A 13,662-nucleotide genomic window follows, 5' to 3' on the forward strand; every position below is an offset into this window, starting at 1 on the left:
TGCCGGGCCTATCCGCGAAAACAGGAAAATTGGCCGCTTTCCCCCTTTTCCCTCGCCCTGTCTGGGTCTAGGGGGAAATCATTATGGTAAAGCCCCGCACGCTCTATGAGAAGATTTGGGACGCGCACGTCGTCGAACGGCAGCCCGACGGAACATGCCTGATCTATATCGACCGCCACCTCGTGCATGAGGTGACGAGTCCACAGGCTTTCGAAGGGCTGCGCCTTGCAGGCCGCAAGGTGCGCCGCGCCGACCTGACGCTGGCAGTGCCGGATCATAACCTGCCGACCACGGCGCGCCGGGATGCGGCGGGCAACCGCATTCCCATCGCCGATCCGGAAAGCGCGCAACAGCTTGCCGCGCTGGAAAAGAACGCACCCGAATTCGGCATCCGCTACATTGGCGACGCCGATGCGGAGCAGGGCATCGTCCATGTCGTCGGGCCGGAACAGGGCTTCACCCTGCCGGGCACGACGCTGGTGTGCGGCGACAGCCATACCAGTTCGCACGGCGCGCTGGGCGCGTTGGCCTTCGGCATCGGCACGTCGGAGGTCGAGCATGTGCTCGCCACCCAGACGCTGCTGCTGAAACAGTCGAAGACGATGGAAGTCGTGGTCGAGGGCGAACTGGGCTTCGGCGTCACGCCCAAGGATGTGGCGCTGGCGATCTGCGGCCGCATCGGCACGGCGGGCGGTACCGGCTATGTCATGGAATATCGCGGATCGGTGTTCCGCGACATGTCGATCGAGGGACGTCTGACCGTCGCCAACATGTCGATCGAGGCGGGCGCGCGTTCGGGCCTGTTCGCGCCCGACGAAAAAACCTTCGCCTATCTGGAGGGCCGCCCCATGGCCCCCAAGGGCGCGGAATGGGATGCCGCCATCGCCTATTGGAAGACGCTGGCGACGGACGAAGGCGCTGTGTTCGACAAGAGCGTCGTGATCGACGCCGCCGACATCGTGCCCAACGTCACCTGGGGCACCAGCCCTGAGGACGTCGTGCCCGTGACCGGCGTGGTGCCCGATCCGGAAAGCTTCGCGGATGCCTCCAAGCGGGCAGCCGCGCAGAAGTCGCTCGATTATATGGGCCTTACCGCCGGGCAGCGGATGGAGGATGTGGCGATCGAGCATGTCTTCATCGGCAGTTGCACCAACAGCCGGATCGAGGATCTGCGCGCCGCCGCCGACCTGTTGAAGGGCCGCCATATTTCGAGTGGCATCAAGCATGCGATGGTCGTTCCCGGATCGGGCCTGGTCAAGCGCCAGGCCGAAGCCGAGGGGCTGGACCGCATCTTCACCGACGCGGGTTTCGAATGGCGCGAGCCGGGCTGCTCCGCCTGCCTGGGCATGAACCCGGACAAGGTGCCCGCCGGCGAGCGCTGCGCATCGACCAGCAACCGCAATTTCATGGGGCGGCAGGGGCCGGGATCGCGGACGCATCTCGTCTCGCCCGTCATGGCCGCTGCCGCCGCCATCACCGGACATCTGACGGACGTACGCGAACTGATGGGTGAAAAAAGGGGAGAGGCGGTCGCATGAAGAAGATATTCTGGGTGCTGGCGTTGGGCGCGCTGGCCAGTGCCGCCATGGCGGCGACCCTGGGGCGCGCGGAGGATTCGTCCTCCGCTTCCAAAACGCGCCCCGCCGAAAAACAGGCGCATTGATGGAAAAGTTGAATATCGTTGACGGCAAAGCCTATCCGTTCGGGATGAAGAATGTCGACACCGACATCGTCATCCCGGCGCATTGGCTGAAGACCATCAGCCGCGCGGGCCTGGGCAAGGGCGCGTTCGAAGTGCTGCGCAAGGAACCGGGCAATGTCTTCGACGACCCCGACTATGCGGGCAGTCCGATCCTGATCGCGGGCGACAATTTCGGTTGCGGGTCCAGCCGCGAGCATGCCGCCTGGGCGCTCGCCGACCTGGGCATCAAGGTGGTGATCGCGCCCAGTTTCTCCGACATTTTCTCCGGCAACGCCTTCAAGAACGGCATATTGACCGTGGTCCTGCCGCAGGAGGCGATCGACCGGCTGATGGAGGTCGCCAGGACCGACCCGATCCATGTCGATCTGGAGCATCAGACCGTCACGACGCAGTTCCAGGACCGCTTCCAGTTCGAGATCGACCCGTTCCGCAAACATTGCCTGCTGGGTGGCCTGGACGAGATCGGCCTGACGCTGGATCGGGCGGACCGGATCGGCACTTTCGAGGCAAAGGACGCGGAAACGCGGCCCTGGCTCGTTCCGGCCGTTGCGTAAGCGGCGCGCTCCCCCTATTTCGGACCAGACGATCCGTTTCCATTTGTACAGGGCACAGGCATGACCACCTTCGACGACCGCGAAAAGGCCTTTGAAAATATGTTCGCGCACGACCAGGAGTTGCAGTTCCGCATCCAGGCGCGACGCAACCGCCTGCTCGGCGAATGGGCGGCGGTGAAAATGGGCCTGACCCCCGAAGAGACCGACGCCTATGCCAAGGCGGTGGTTCAGGCCGATTTCGAGGAAGCGGGCGATGAGGACGTCATCCGCAAGCTGGTGGGCGACATGACCCAGGCGGGCATCGACATCGATGAAGCAGGCGTCCGCGCCGCGCTGGACGAGCAGCAGGTCATCGCCCGCCGCATGTTCATCGAAGCCCAATAAGCGTCGGGATAGTTCCACCGTGCCGATGGCAGCCGATGAAATAGCGGACATGATCCGCGCCGCGATCCCCGATGCGCAGGTGGAGATCACCGATCTGGCCGGGGATGGCGACCATTATGCGGCGCGCGTCGTGGCAGAGAGTTTTCGGGGCATGAACCGCGTGGCGCAGCAGCGGGCGGTTTATGCCGCGCTGGGCGGGCGCATGGGCGGCGTGCTTCATGCCTTGCAACTGACCACCGCCGTTCCCAATTAACGGCCATTGGACAAAATGCGCCTTGATCGCGGCGCCTGACAGGAATGGACCAGATAATGACCGACGCCGTGCAGCAGCGGATCGCCGACATCGTGAACGGCAATGACGTCGTGCTTTTCATGAAGGGCACGCCGCTCTTTCCGCAATGCGGCTTTTCCAGCCGGGCCATCGCGATCCTGGAACATCTGGGCGTCGCCTATGAGAGCGTCGATGTCCTGCAGGATCAGGGCGTCCGTCAGGGGATCAAGGCCTTTTCCGACTGGCCGACCATTCCGCAGCTTTATGTGAAGGGCGAATTTGTCGGCGGCAGCGACATCATGATGGAAATGTATGAGGCTGGCGAATTGCAGCAGTTGATGGCCGATCAGGGCGTTGCCCCGGCCAACTGAACGGCTCGAAAAAAACGCGAACTGAGCAGGCGGTCCGGTTTCCGGGCCGCTTTTTTTTGATCGGGCAAAATGCCGGATACTGAAGGATTTGGGGTGAAACCGGGTGGGAGGATGCAGCGGAGACTGTCGCCGCACCCTCCCGGTAGTTAAACGCTTGGGTATGTCCAAATCGTCGCAAGCCCCGTGCCAGCCATGGGAGAATGCGGCATATCGGCGCTTGTGAAGGTTAATGGCGCACTCGCGAAAACGCGCTGTGTAAACTCCTCCGACAGTTATGCCGCACCGCTTGACTACAGATGTAATCAATGCGATTACATCTGTAGTTGTCGAGTCCCTGTCGAGCGAGCGGGCAATGAGCGAGAAGATCAGCGAAGCGGAACTGGTGGTGATGGAGGCGCTGTGGGAACGCGCGCCCCAGACCGCCGCCGATGTGGCGGACCGCGTCGCCGCCGGACGCGACTGGAGCGTCCAGACGGTCAAGACGCTGCTGTTCCGCCTGATGGCCAAGGATGTGATCGCCGCCGATCAGGACGGCCGCCGCTTTTTATATCGTCCGCTCGTGCCCCGGGAGGAGTATGTTGCGGGCGAGTCGGGACGGCTGGTCAACCGGCTGTTCGGCGGGCGCGTCTCGCCGCTGGTGGCCCAACTCGCCAGCCAGGACCGGTTGACGGCGGAGGATATCGCCGAGCTTGAGGAAATCCTGAAGGGATTGAAATCATGAGCGTCTGGATCGCCGAAACGTTGATCGCATCGACCCTGCTGATGGCGCTGGTCATGCTGTTGCGGCGGCCGGTGGCGCGATGGCTGGGGGCGGGCGCGGCCTATTGGCTGTGGCTGCTGCCGCTGGCGCGCATGGCGCTGCCCGCGCTGCCGCAGGATGTCGCCAGGCCTTCGCCCTTGCAGGTGGCGGTGGATCAGGCGGGGCTGCCCAGCCTGTTTGACGCGGGACCGAACATGGCGGCCCAGCCGGAATGGGCCATTCCCTGGCTGGAGATCGGTGTGTCGCTCTGGCTGGCGGGGCTTGTCCTTTTCCTGGCCGTGCAGGCGGTCGGCTATGTCCGTTTCCGTCATTGCATACTGAGGGGCGCGGCCCCGGTCGGAGAGGAAGGCCGCATCCGCATCGTCGCCAGCCCGCAAGCGGCCGGGCCGCTCGCTTTCGGGGTGTTGCGGCCCATGATCGTCCTGCCCGCCGATTTCGCCCTGCGCTTCGACAGGCAGGAACAGGCCATGGCCATCGCCCATGAACGCGCCCATCATCGGGGCGGCGATCTGGCCGCCAATATGGTCGCGCTGCTGCTGCTTGGCCTGCACTGGTGCAATCCCATCGCCTGGATCGCCTATCGCGCCTATCGGGCGGATCAGGAGCAGGCCTGCGACGCGCGGGTGTTGGCGCTTTACGGGCCGGATCAGGCCCCTATCTATGGCCGCGCCATATTGAAGGCTGCGGCAGGGCGTCCATTTGCGGGCGCCTGTCATCTCAATCGCGTCACCGCGCTCAAAGGGAGGCTGAAAATGCTGTCTGCCCATGAAATGTCGCTGCGCAGGATAAGCTGGGGCATGGCCGCGGTCGCTTTGGTCACCGTGTCCGGACTGATGTTGACCGCATCCGGAAGCCGGGCGGCGCGGCAGGTCGCGGCGATCACGGAGAAGGTCGAGTCGATGAATTTCGGCCGGCTTGCCGATCTGGTCGCGCAGCCCGCCTCCGCCAGCGAGATTGCGCGGCCCGAAGCGCCGAACGCCCCCCCCGTGCCACAGCCGCTCTCCCATGCCGGGGTTGAGGCGGAGGTCGAGGGCGTGCCGCCTGCACCTCCGGCTCCGCCCGCGCCTCCGGCGCCCGTTGCGGACATGGCGCCGCCGCTCGGCCTGCGCGATGAAGGCCATGCCATCCCCAGCGAAGCCGAAATCCGCCGCATGGTGCCGCATGTCGACGTCGCCAATGGTTGCGAGGATGGCAAGGGCGTGAGCCGACGGGAGACGGTGGATGCCGATGGCCACCGCCATATCCGCGTCCGCATCTGTGAAGCGCAGATTTCGGCGCAGGCGCATCGTGCCGCCCGCGCCGGGCTGATCGCGGCACGGGCACAGATCGCCGCCGCCGCAAGGATGTCCGACAAGATCAAGGCCGATGTGCTGCGCGATCTGGACAAGGAAATCGCGCAGATGGATGGGGAAGAATGAGGCGGCTATGGAGCATATCGGCCAATTCGGAATGTCGGGAAGTGGGCAATGGCGGACATTCCTTCTCCCTTGAGGGAGAAGGATATGGAGCCTTGGCGACGAAGGAGCCTAGGCGGAGTTGGATGAGGGGGAGCGGGCCTTCGGCCCGCGCGATCCGTTGGATCGCAACCCCCTCACCCAGCTACGACTAAGGCAGCAAGCTGCCAAGTCTGCGCAACCCTCTCCCTCAAGGGAGAGGGATTTGGAACGTCCGCTCTCCACCCTAAACCGCCACGATCTCCGGCAGGATAGCGTCCAGCAGCAACATGCCCGCCGGTTCGATAAGGATCTGCTGGCCTTGTCGCCGGACCAGGCCATGGCCAGTCAGTCGCGTCACCGCCTCCGCATCCACCAAAGTTCCGACCGCCAGCCCTGACAAGCGCGCGATCCGTTCCAGGTCCACGCCTTCGCCAAGCCGCAACCCCATCAGCAACGCTTCCCTCGCCCGGTCTTCGGGGCCGAGCGGTTCTTCGCTTTGCAGTCCATGCCCGTTGCGGGTGACCGCATTCATCCAATTCTCCGGCTTCCGGTGCCGCAGCGTCGCCAGCCCCCCGCGCCGGCCATGCGCGCCCGGCCCCACGCCCGCATAGTCGCCATAGCGCCAATAGGAGAGATTATGACGGCTTTCCTGCCCCGGCCTGGCATGGTTGCTGATCTCATAGGCGGGGATACCCGCCGCCGCCGTCATCGCCTGAGTCTGTTCATAGAGGGTGGCGGCATGGTCCGGATCGGCCGGGGTCAGCCTGCCCTGTGCCGCCAGCGTCGCGAAGCGGGTGCCCGGCTCTATGGTCAGTTGATAGAGCGAAAGATGATCGGTGCCGAAGGACAGGCCCCGCGCCAGTTCCGCTTCCCAATCCGCCTCGCTCTGGCCGGGCCGGGCATAGATGAGGTCGAAATTCACCCGCTTGAAAACCGATTGCGCGACATCCAGCGCCGCCACTCCCTCCCGCACGTCATGGGCGCGGCCCAGGAAATGCAGCGCTTCATCCTCCAGCGCCTGCAGGCCGAGCGACACGCGGTTCACCCCCGCCGCCGCCAGATCCGCGAAGCGCGCCGCCTCGACCGAACTGGGATTGGCCTCCAGCGTGATTTCGATGTCGGGCGTCGGCGCCCAATGGCGCGCCGCCGCGTCGATCAGCGCCTCCACGATCCGGGGCGGCATCAGCGATGGCGTCCCGCCGCCGAAGAAGATCGAGGAGAGCGGCCGCCCGCCGTTCAGTCCCGCTTCATGGGCGAGATCCTTCAGCAGCGCATCCCGCCACGCATCCGTATCGATGTCCGCCCGCACATGACTGTTAAAATCGCAATAAGGACATTTGGAAACGCAAAATGGCCAATGCACATATAAAGCCAGGGGGTCGGCCAGGTCCGATGCGTGCGGCGCGGAAGCGGGTATAAAGAGGTCGGATGGCATGAGTGGGGGCGTTCTTAAACGGCTTTGGCTTGCCCGGCTAGCTTTGGCTGGTCTTTTGCCGGCGCTTGCGGGGCAGGGCGGCGCCGCGCCTTCCCGTGAGGGCGCGCGGCCCCTGCCGCCTGCCATGCCCGCCTCCTATTACGGGATGGAGGAAGCGGACCGGGATGAGGGGCTGATGCGCGAAATCGTCCTGGGCATGCATAATGAGGAGCGCGAGGCGCTCGGCCTCTCTCCCCTGGCCTGGGACAGCGCCTTGGCGGCGGACGCGGCCCGTTATGCGCGGGAAATGGCGCAGACCAATCTCTTTCGCCATTCGGTGCGCGCCAGCCGCGCCATGCCCAGTGGCGAGAATCTCTGGATGGGATCGCGCCGCCTCTACGATTATGAGGTGATGGTCGGTTCGTTCCTGGACGAGAAGCGCTATTTCCGGCGCGGCGGCGCCTTGCCCGACCTCAGCACCACGGGCCGCTGGGAGGATGTCGGCCATTATACCCAGATCATCTGGCGGGGCACCCGCAAGGTCGGCTGCGCGCTGGCCGAAAACCGGAACTACGACTATCTGGTCTGCCGTTATTTTCCGGCAGGGAATGTCTTTGGCCGGAACCCGCTGGACCGGGACGAGGGCGCGCCGTCGCAATATGCCGGGGGCGGGCGCTGATCCGGCGGCATGGGAGCGATCAGAAAACCGCCGCCACCAGTTGCGCGAAGGCGTCGGCGCGGTGGCTCATCCCATGCTTCTTCTCCGGCTCCATCTCGCCGAAGCTGATGGCGTGACCGTGCGGCTGGAAGATCGGGTCATAGCCGAAGCCCTTGTCTCCCCGCGGCGGCCAGATGATGGTGCCGTCGACCCGCCCTTCGAACGCCTCGACATGACCATCCGGCCAGGCCAGCGCCAGCGCGCAGACGAAATGCGCGCCATGGCCCGCTTCCGGCCCCTTCGCCTGGATATTGTCCCAGACCAGTTGCATGGCGATGCCGAAATCCTTGGACTCCCCAGCCCAGCGGGCGGAAAAAATGCCTGGATCGCCGTTCAGCGCCTCCACGCACAGGCCGCTGTCGTCGGCCAGGGCGGGCAGGCCGGAAAGGTCCGCCGCCTGCATCGCCTTCAATTCGGCATTGGCGATGAAGGTCGTGCCGGTTTCGTCGGGTTCGGGCAGGTCCAGCGCGCCCGCCGACACCGTTTCAATGCCATAGGGCGCCAGCAACGCGCCGATCTCTCGCACCTTGCCGGGATTGTGGCTGGCGATCACCAGCTTGCCCGGCCCCAGTTTGCGGACCGCCTGTTCCTGTCCGAACTCGTCGCTCATCTTATCGTCCCGTAACCTTGTCCTGCGCCGCGAAGATCTGCGCGCAGCCGATGCGGGCAAGGCGCAGCAGGCGCAGCAGTTCTTCCTCATCATAGGTAGCGCCTTCGGCGGTCGCCTGCACCTCGGCAAATTTGCCGTCGCCGGTCAGGATCAGGTTGGCGTCAGCCTCCGCATTGCTGTCCTCGATATAGTCGAGGTCGAGGACCGGCGTGCCGTTGTAGATGCCGCAGCTTATGGCCGCGACCTTCTGCACGATGGGGTCTTCCTTCAGCGCGCCCGAGGCCAGCAGCTTGTCGACGGCGATGCGCAGCGCGACCCAGCTTCCCGAAATGGCGGCGGTGCGGGTGCCGCCATCGGCCTGGATCACGTCGCAGTCGATGACGATCTGCCGCTCGCCCAGCTTTTCCAGGTCGACCACGGCGCGCAGCGACCGGCCGATCAGGCGCTGGATTTCCTGGGTGCGGCCCGATTGCTTGCCCTTGGCGGCCTCACGGCTGCCGCGGGTGTGGGTGGCGCGGGGCAGCATGCCATATTCCGCCGTGACCCAGCCCGAACCCTTGCCGCGCAGGAAGGGCGGCACCTTCTCCTCGATCGAGGCGGTGCAGAGAACCCGCGTGTCGCCGAAGCTGATGAGGCAGCTACCCTCGGCATGGATGGTGAAGCCGGGTTCCATGGTGATTTCGCGCATCTGGTCGGGCGCGCGGCCGGAAGGACGCATAATTTTATTCTCCGAAGCGTTGGTCGGGTGCGGCTTAGCGGCAGGCGCACAGTCTTGCCAGTGGCGATCGAGTCGAAAGATGGTAGAGAGTGGGGCATGGGGACGAAAGCGACAGGAATATTGGCGGCCACCGCACTGTTGGGGGCTTGCGCGATGGAGCGGGCCGAACTGGAAAAGCCGACGGCCGCCGGGGATACGATCCGATTTTCCGCCGGTCCCTGTTTCGGCGCCTGCCCCAGCTATACATTGCGCGTGACGCCGGACGGTTCGGGACTGATCGAGCCGCAGCGTTTCACCGCCGTCCCTGGCCCGACGCGCTTCACGGTGACGCCGGTGCAATATCGCCGCCTCCGCACGGCGCTGGCGCAGTTCCGCCCGGCGCAGGGGACGGTCAAGCGGATCGGGCAGGGGGAAAATTGCACCCGTTTCGCGACCGATATGCCCGGCTATCTGATCGAATGGACGCGGGGCGAAGCGCCGCCGACGCGCCTGGAATTCCAGTCCGGCTGCATGGACGCCAACTATGGCAAGCTGCGCGCCACCATCGCCTCCATCCCCAGGATGCTCGACATCGCGCCGATGGTGAAGCCCACGCTGGCCAAGGGCAAATGACGGACGGGCTTGAGCGCCGCCCGATGCTTGCCTAGATAAAGGCCATGGCGGTCACCCCGATCACCGAATTGAACGAGCGCGCCCGCGACGTTTTCCGGCTGGTGGTTGAGAGTTATCTCGGCACCGGACTGCCTGTCGGCTCGCGCACGATCAGCAAGATGGCGTCGCTCAGCCTGTCGCCTGCCTCCATCCGCAATGTGATGCAGGATCTGGAGGAACTGGGCCTGCTCGCCGCGCCGCACACCTCGGCGGGACGGATGCCGACCGAAACGGGTCTCCGGCTGTTCGTCGACGGCATGATGCAGGCGGCGGAACCTTCGGTCGAGGAGCGGCGCGCCATCGAGGCCGGCATTTCGGAGGGCGGCCCGATCGAGGAGGCGCTGTCGGCCGCGACTGCCGCGCTGTCGGGCCTCTCCGCCTGCGCCGGTATCGTCATGGTGCCCAAGCGCGAGCCGGTGCTGCGGCAATTTGGCTTCGTCCCCCTGAATGAGCGGCAGGCGCTGGCCGTGCTGGTGGGGCAGGACGGATCGATCGAGAATCGCGTGGTCGACCTGCCGCCGGGCGTGACGCCGATGATGTTGAATGAGGCGGCCAATTTCATGTCGGCGCGCTTCGGCGGGCTGACGCTGGCGCAGGCGGGTGAGGCGCTCCAGCGCGAACTGGAGCAGGAGCGTCACGCGCTCCAGGGCGCGGCGCGGGAGCTGGTGGCGCGGGGCATCGCGGTCTGGTCGCAGGATGCCGATGACCGTCCCGTCCTGATCGTGCGGGGACAGGCGCATTTGCTGGACGACGGCACCGCCGCCGATCTGGAGCGGGTGCGGCAATTGCTGGAGCAGCTTGAGGGCAAGCAGGAAATTTCCAGCCTGCTGGAAAGCGCGCTGGCGGGCAGCGCGACCAAAATCTTCATCGGATCGGAAAACAAGCTCTTTTCCCTGTCGGGTTCTTCGGTCATAGCCGCGCCTTACCGGAGCGGGGATGGCCGGGTGGTCGGCGTGGTCGGCGTAATCGGGCCGACGCGCTTGAACTATGCGCGGGTGATCCCCATGGTGGATTTCACCGCACAGACGCTGTCGAGATTGATGAGATGAGCGAAGATAAACAGAATATCGAAAATACCGAAGTCGTGGACGAACTGCCCGAGGATGCGGCGCCCGCCGGCGACGCGGCGGAGCGGATTGCCGCCTTGGAGAATGAACTGGCCACGGCGAAGCAGGAAGTCCTCTACGCCCATGCCGAAACGCAGAATGTGCGGCGGCGGCTGGAAAAGGAACTGGCCGACGCGCGCGCCTATGCCGCGACGGCCTTTGCCCGCGACATGCTGTCGGTGGCGGACAATCTGGGGCGGGCGCTCCAGACGATCCCGGCCGACCTGCGCGAGGATGAGAAGTTCAAGGGGTTGGTCGCCGGATTGGAAGCCACCGGCCGTGAACTGGAGGCCGTGTTCGGCCGCAACGGCATCGAGAAGCTGGTATCGGTCGGCCAGCCGCTCGACCCCAACAAGCATCAGGCGATGATGGAAGTGCCCTCCGCCGATGCCGAGCCGGGCACGGTGCTGGTGGAAATGCAGGCGGGTTACACGATCAAGGATCGGCTGCTGCGTCCCGCGCTGGTCAGCGTGGCGAAGAAGCCCGACTGATCGCTGCCTGAATTTTAGAGCGTGCTCCGCTTGGGTTGAAGCGGAGCACGCTCTAGAGCGGTTTTCGATCTGATTGAATCAGATCGACCGCTCTATTTCTTTGTTACCGCGATTTCTTAAACGTCAGATGATGCCATCGGACTGGAAATCGCTCTAAAGCAAAGCGCCGGATCGCTGGCGCATCATTTGCGCGGGATACGCCGGGCGCTCGCCAGATGGTGGGCGTGGGTGATCGCGACCGCAAGCGCATCCGACGCATCCGGCCCCGCGACCTTCGCGCCGGGAAGCAGGCGCGCCACCATGGCGTGAACCTGATCCTTCGATGCGTTGCCGACGCCGACGACGGATTTCTTGACCAGCCGGGCGGCATATTCGCCCACCTCCATGCCAGAGCGTGAAGCGGCGAGCAGCACCACGCCCCGCGCCTGGCCCAGCTTCAGCGTCGATTGCGGGTTCACGTTGACGAACACCTCCTCGACCGCCGCGCCGTTGGGCTGGTGTTCTAGGATCAGGTCCGTCAACGCCAGGTCCAGCACCAGCAGGCGGGACGCCAGCGCCATGTCGGAGTCGGTCTTGATCTGGCCATTGGCGATATGGGTGAGCCGATTGCCGTCAGCCGCGATCAGCCCCCAGCCGGTGGTGCCGAGGCCGGGGTCCAGACCAAGGATGATCATGATCTTTTCCTCACCCCTTCAGGGGAGAGGGAAGGGGGCTGATCAACCCAGCTTCTCCATAACCTCGTCGGACACTTCGTAATTGCCCCACACGGTCTGGACGTCGTCGTCATCCTCCAGCGTATCGACCAGCTTCATCAGCGTGGCAGCGTTGCTTTCATCGACCTCGACGGTGGTCTGCGGCTTCCAGGCGAGCTTGGCGCCTTCGGCCGGGCCCAGCTTGGCCTCCAGACCCTTGGCCACTTCATGGAGGGCATCCATGGCGGTCCAGATCTCATGCTCATCCTCGTTGGAGGAGACATCCTCCGCACCCGCTTCCAGCGCCGCTTCGAAGATCGCGTCGGCGTCGCCCGCGCTCGCCGGATAGGTGATGAGGCCCATCCGGTCGAAACCATGGCTCACCGCGCCCGAAGCGCCAAGGTTGCCGCCATTTTTCGAGAAGGCGGTGCGCACGTTGGTCGCTGTGCGGTTGCGATTGTCGGTCAGCGCTTCGACGATGATCGCGACGCCGCCGGGGCCATAGCCCTCGTAGCGGATTTCCTCGTAATTCTCCGTGTCGCCACCGATCGCCTTGTCGATGGCCCGCTGGATATTGTCCTTGGGCATGGACTGCGCCTTGGCGGCGTTGATCGCCAGGCGAAGGCGCGGGTTCATGTCCGGGTCGGGCATGCCCATCTTCGCCGCCACGGTGATTTCGCGGCTCAATTTGGAGAACATCGAGGAGCGCTTCTTGTCCTGCGCGCCCTTGCGATGCATGATGTTCTTGAATTTGCTATGGCCGGCCACGGCCTGCTCCTAAACTTGTCTGTTTGTCCGAAGCGCGCTCTCTAGCGGGCGCATCGGGCGAGCGCAACTCAGACGAGGATCGCGGTTCCGGAAGCCGTCACCATCAACATCGATCCGCTGGAGCCGACCGTCTCATAATCGAGATCGACGCCGACCACCGCATTGGCGCCCAGCGTCGCGGCGCGGGCGCGCATTTCGCCGATGGCCTGCTCGCGAGCGCGCTGGAGCACATCCTCATAGGCGCCGGAGCGCCCGCCGACGATGTCGCGCACGCTGGCGAACAGGTCGCGGAAGAGATTGGCGCCCACGATCACCTCGCCAGTGACGATGCCGAGATATTCCTTCGCGGGACGCCCCTCCAGAGAGGGGGTGGTGCTGACGATGATCCCGGTCATGGGCGTTCTCCTTCGTTGTTGGGGTTATTCCAGCCCCAGCGCGTTCTTGTACGTTTCCAGCAGCGCCTCGGCTTCCATGCGGGCGTTGCGCTCCATCTTGCGCAGGCGCACGATCGACCGCATCGTCTTCACGTCATACCCATTGGCCTTCGCCTCCAGATAGACGTCCTTGATGTCATCCGCGATGCCCTTCTTCTCCTCCTCCAGGCGCTCGATGCGCTCGATGAAAAGGCGTAGCTGTTCGGCGGCGACGTTGCCCTCGCTCATTCTGAATCTCCATGCGAATGTGAATCGGTCGGCGACCGCTCCTAATGATTGTCGGCGTTCTTCGCCACACTCTCCTGCATGCGGGCGATCTGTTCCGGCGTCGCTTCGCCCTGGTAGCGGGATTTCCATTCGGCAAAGGGCATGCCGTGGATGATTTCCCGCGCCTTATCCTTGCCGAGCGTGCCGTCGGCCTCCGCGATCCAGTCGGCCAGGCAGTTGCGGCAAAAGCCGGCCGCGCCCATCAGGTCGATATTCTGCACGTCGGTGCGGTGCTGCAAATGCGCCACCAGCCGTCGGAAGGCGGTTGCGGCAACCGCGTCGCTGAGTATGTTGTCGCTCACGGCGGACCTTTCG

At 64.8% G+C, this 13,662-nt stretch carries 20 protein-coding genes; 12 read left to right on the top strand and 8 right to left on the bottom strand.

Going from position 1 to position 13,662, the window contains the following annotated elements; translation table 11 throughout:
* Nucleotides 1-83: 83 nt before the first annotated feature.
* From leuC to NUH86_RS17175, 8 genes are all read left to right on the top strand, one after another.
* Nucleotides 84-1,538 carry a 3-isopropylmalate dehydratase large subunit gene (gene leuC / locus NUH86_RS17140; protein ID WP_267250610.1) on the top strand — a complete coding sequence of 485 codons (1,455 nt, stop codon included), beginning with the start codon at nt 84-86 and terminating at the stop codon, nt 1,536-1,538.
* Nucleotides 1,535-1,663: a hypothetical protein gene (locus NUH86_RS17145; protein ID WP_267250611.1), complete on the top strand. Its 129-nt coding sequence runs from the start codon at nt 1,535-1,537 to the stop codon at nt 1,661-1,663. The genes leuC and NUH86_RS17145 overlap by 4 nt, the downstream gene beginning before the upstream one ends.
* Nucleotides 1,663-2,256, top strand: a complete 594-nt coding sequence (leuD, locus tag NUH86_RS17150) for a 3-isopropylmalate dehydratase small subunit (RefSeq protein ID WP_267250612.1) — start codon at nt 1,663-1,665, stop codon at nt 2,254-2,256. Before NUH86_RS17145 ends, leuD begins: the two co-directional genes overlap by 1 nt.
* Nucleotides 2,257-2,316: 60 nt before the next feature.
* Nucleotides 2,317-2,640: a DUF1476 domain-containing protein gene (locus NUH86_RS17155; protein ID WP_267250613.1), complete on the top strand. Its 324-nt coding sequence runs from the start codon at nt 2,317-2,319 to the stop codon at nt 2,638-2,640.
* Nucleotides 2,641-2,659: 19 nt separating this feature from the next.
* Nucleotides 2,660-2,893 (top strand): BolA family transcriptional regulator, encoded by a 234-nt coding sequence (locus NUH86_RS17160; protein ID WP_267250614.1) that lies wholly within the window; start codon nt 2,660-2,662, stop codon nt 2,891-2,893.
* A 56-nt stretch (nt 2,894-2,949) separates the two neighbouring features.
* The gene (gene grxD / locus NUH86_RS17165; RefSeq protein WP_267250615.1) at nt 2,950-3,282 is read left to right on the top strand and encodes a Grx4 family monothiol glutaredoxin; all 333 of its coding nucleotides are present in this window, start codon (nt 2,950-2,952) and stop codon (nt 3,280-3,282) included.
* 352 nt (nt 3,283-3,634) lie between these two features.
* Entirely contained in the window at nt 3,635-4,003 is a 369-nt protein-coding gene (locus NUH86_RS17170; RefSeq protein WP_267250616.1) for a BlaI/MecI/CopY family transcriptional regulator, read from the top strand.
* Nucleotides 4,000-5,460, top strand: a complete 1,461-nt coding sequence (locus tag NUH86_RS17175) for a M56 family metallopeptidase (protein WP_267250617.1) — start codon at nt 4,000-4,002, stop codon at nt 5,458-5,460. The genes NUH86_RS17170 and NUH86_RS17175 overlap by 4 nt, the downstream gene beginning before the upstream one ends.
* Nucleotides 5,461-5,722: 262 nt before the next feature.
* Here NUH86_RS17175 and hemW read toward each other — a convergent pair whose 3' ends face one another.
* Nucleotides 5,723-6,913, bottom strand: coding sequence for a radical SAM family heme chaperone HemW (gene hemW / locus NUH86_RS17180; RefSeq protein ID WP_267250618.1), 1,191 nt, complete (start codon nt 6,911-6,913; stop codon nt 5,723-5,725).
* Between hemW and NUH86_RS17185 the strand changes: the two genes are divergently transcribed.
* Nucleotides 6,912-7,571: a CAP domain-containing protein gene (locus NUH86_RS17185; RefSeq protein WP_416365332.1), complete on the top strand. Its 660-nt coding sequence runs from the start codon at nt 6,912-6,914 to the stop codon at nt 7,569-7,571. The two genes, hemW and NUH86_RS17185, sit on opposite strands and share 2 nt — an antisense overlap.
* Nucleotides 7,572-7,590: 19 nt before the next feature.
* Here NUH86_RS17185 and rdgB read toward each other — a convergent pair whose 3' ends face one another.
* Complete coding sequence (rdgB, locus tag NUH86_RS17190; RefSeq protein WP_267250619.1) at nt 7,591-8,220, bottom strand: RdgB/HAM1 family non-canonical purine NTP pyrophosphatase; 630 nt, start codon at nt 8,218-8,220, stop codon at nt 7,591-7,593.
* 1 nt (nt 8,221) lies between these two features.
* Nucleotides 8,222-8,938 (bottom strand): ribonuclease PH, encoded by a 717-nt coding sequence (gene rph, locus NUH86_RS17195; RefSeq protein WP_267250620.1) that lies wholly within the window; start codon nt 8,936-8,938, stop codon nt 8,222-8,224.
* Between the two features lie 96 nt (nt 8,939-9,034).
* On the opposite strand from rph, the gene NUH86_RS17200 reads away from it, so the two are divergent.
* From NUH86_RS17200 to grpE, 3 genes are read left to right on the top strand one after another with little or no spacing between them, the layout of a single operon-like run.
* A complete protein-coding gene (locus tag NUH86_RS17200; protein WP_267250621.1) occupies nt 9,035-9,550 on the top strand; it encodes a DUF6438 domain-containing protein in 516 nt (171 codons plus the stop codon).
* A gap of 44 nt (nt 9,551-9,594) precedes the next feature.
* Complete coding sequence (gene hrcA, locus NUH86_RS17205; protein WP_267250622.1) at nt 9,595-10,638, top strand: heat-inducible transcriptional repressor HrcA; 1,044 nt, start codon at nt 9,595-9,597, stop codon at nt 10,636-10,638.
* Nucleotides 10,635-11,186: a nucleotide exchange factor GrpE gene (grpE, locus tag NUH86_RS17210; protein WP_267250623.1), complete on the top strand. Its 552-nt coding sequence runs from the start codon at nt 10,635-10,637 to the stop codon at nt 11,184-11,186. The genes hrcA and grpE overlap by 4 nt, the downstream gene beginning before the upstream one ends.
* A gap of 182 nt (nt 11,187-11,368) precedes the next feature.
* Here the strand turns inward: grpE and ruvC are convergent, their stop codons facing one another.
* From ruvC to NUH86_RS17235, 5 genes are all read right to left on the bottom strand, one after another.
* Nucleotides 11,369-11,860 (bottom strand): crossover junction endodeoxyribonuclease RuvC, encoded by a 492-nt coding sequence (gene ruvC, locus NUH86_RS17215; RefSeq protein WP_267250624.1) that lies wholly within the window; start codon nt 11,858-11,860, stop codon nt 11,369-11,371.
* Between the two features lie 42 nt (nt 11,861-11,902).
* Nucleotides 11,903-12,646 (bottom strand): YebC/PmpR family DNA-binding transcriptional regulator, encoded by a 744-nt coding sequence (locus NUH86_RS17220; RefSeq protein ID WP_267250625.1) that lies wholly within the window; start codon nt 12,644-12,646, stop codon nt 11,903-11,905.
* A gap of 68 nt (nt 12,647-12,714) precedes the next feature.
* Entirely contained in the window at nt 12,715-13,041 is a 327-nt protein-coding gene (locus tag NUH86_RS17225; protein ID WP_267250626.1) for a heavy metal-binding domain-containing protein, read from the bottom strand.
* A 24-nt stretch (nt 13,042-13,065) separates the two neighbouring features.
* Nucleotides 13,066-13,308, bottom strand: coding sequence for a DUF2312 domain-containing protein (locus tag NUH86_RS17230; RefSeq protein WP_267250627.1), 243 nt, complete (start codon nt 13,306-13,308; stop codon nt 13,066-13,068).
* Nucleotides 13,309-13,349: 41 nt separating this feature from the next.
* Complete coding sequence (locus tag NUH86_RS17235; protein ID WP_267250628.1) at nt 13,350-13,649, bottom strand: DUF1244 domain-containing protein; 300 nt, start codon at nt 13,647-13,649, stop codon at nt 13,350-13,352.
* Between the last annotated feature and the right edge of the window lie 13 nt (nt 13,650-13,662).

The sequence above is a fragment of the Sphingobium sp. JS3065 genome, assembly GCF_026427355.1.
In the GTDB taxonomy this organism is placed as follows: domain Bacteria; phylum Pseudomonadota; class Alphaproteobacteria; order Sphingomonadales; family Sphingomonadaceae; genus Sphingobium.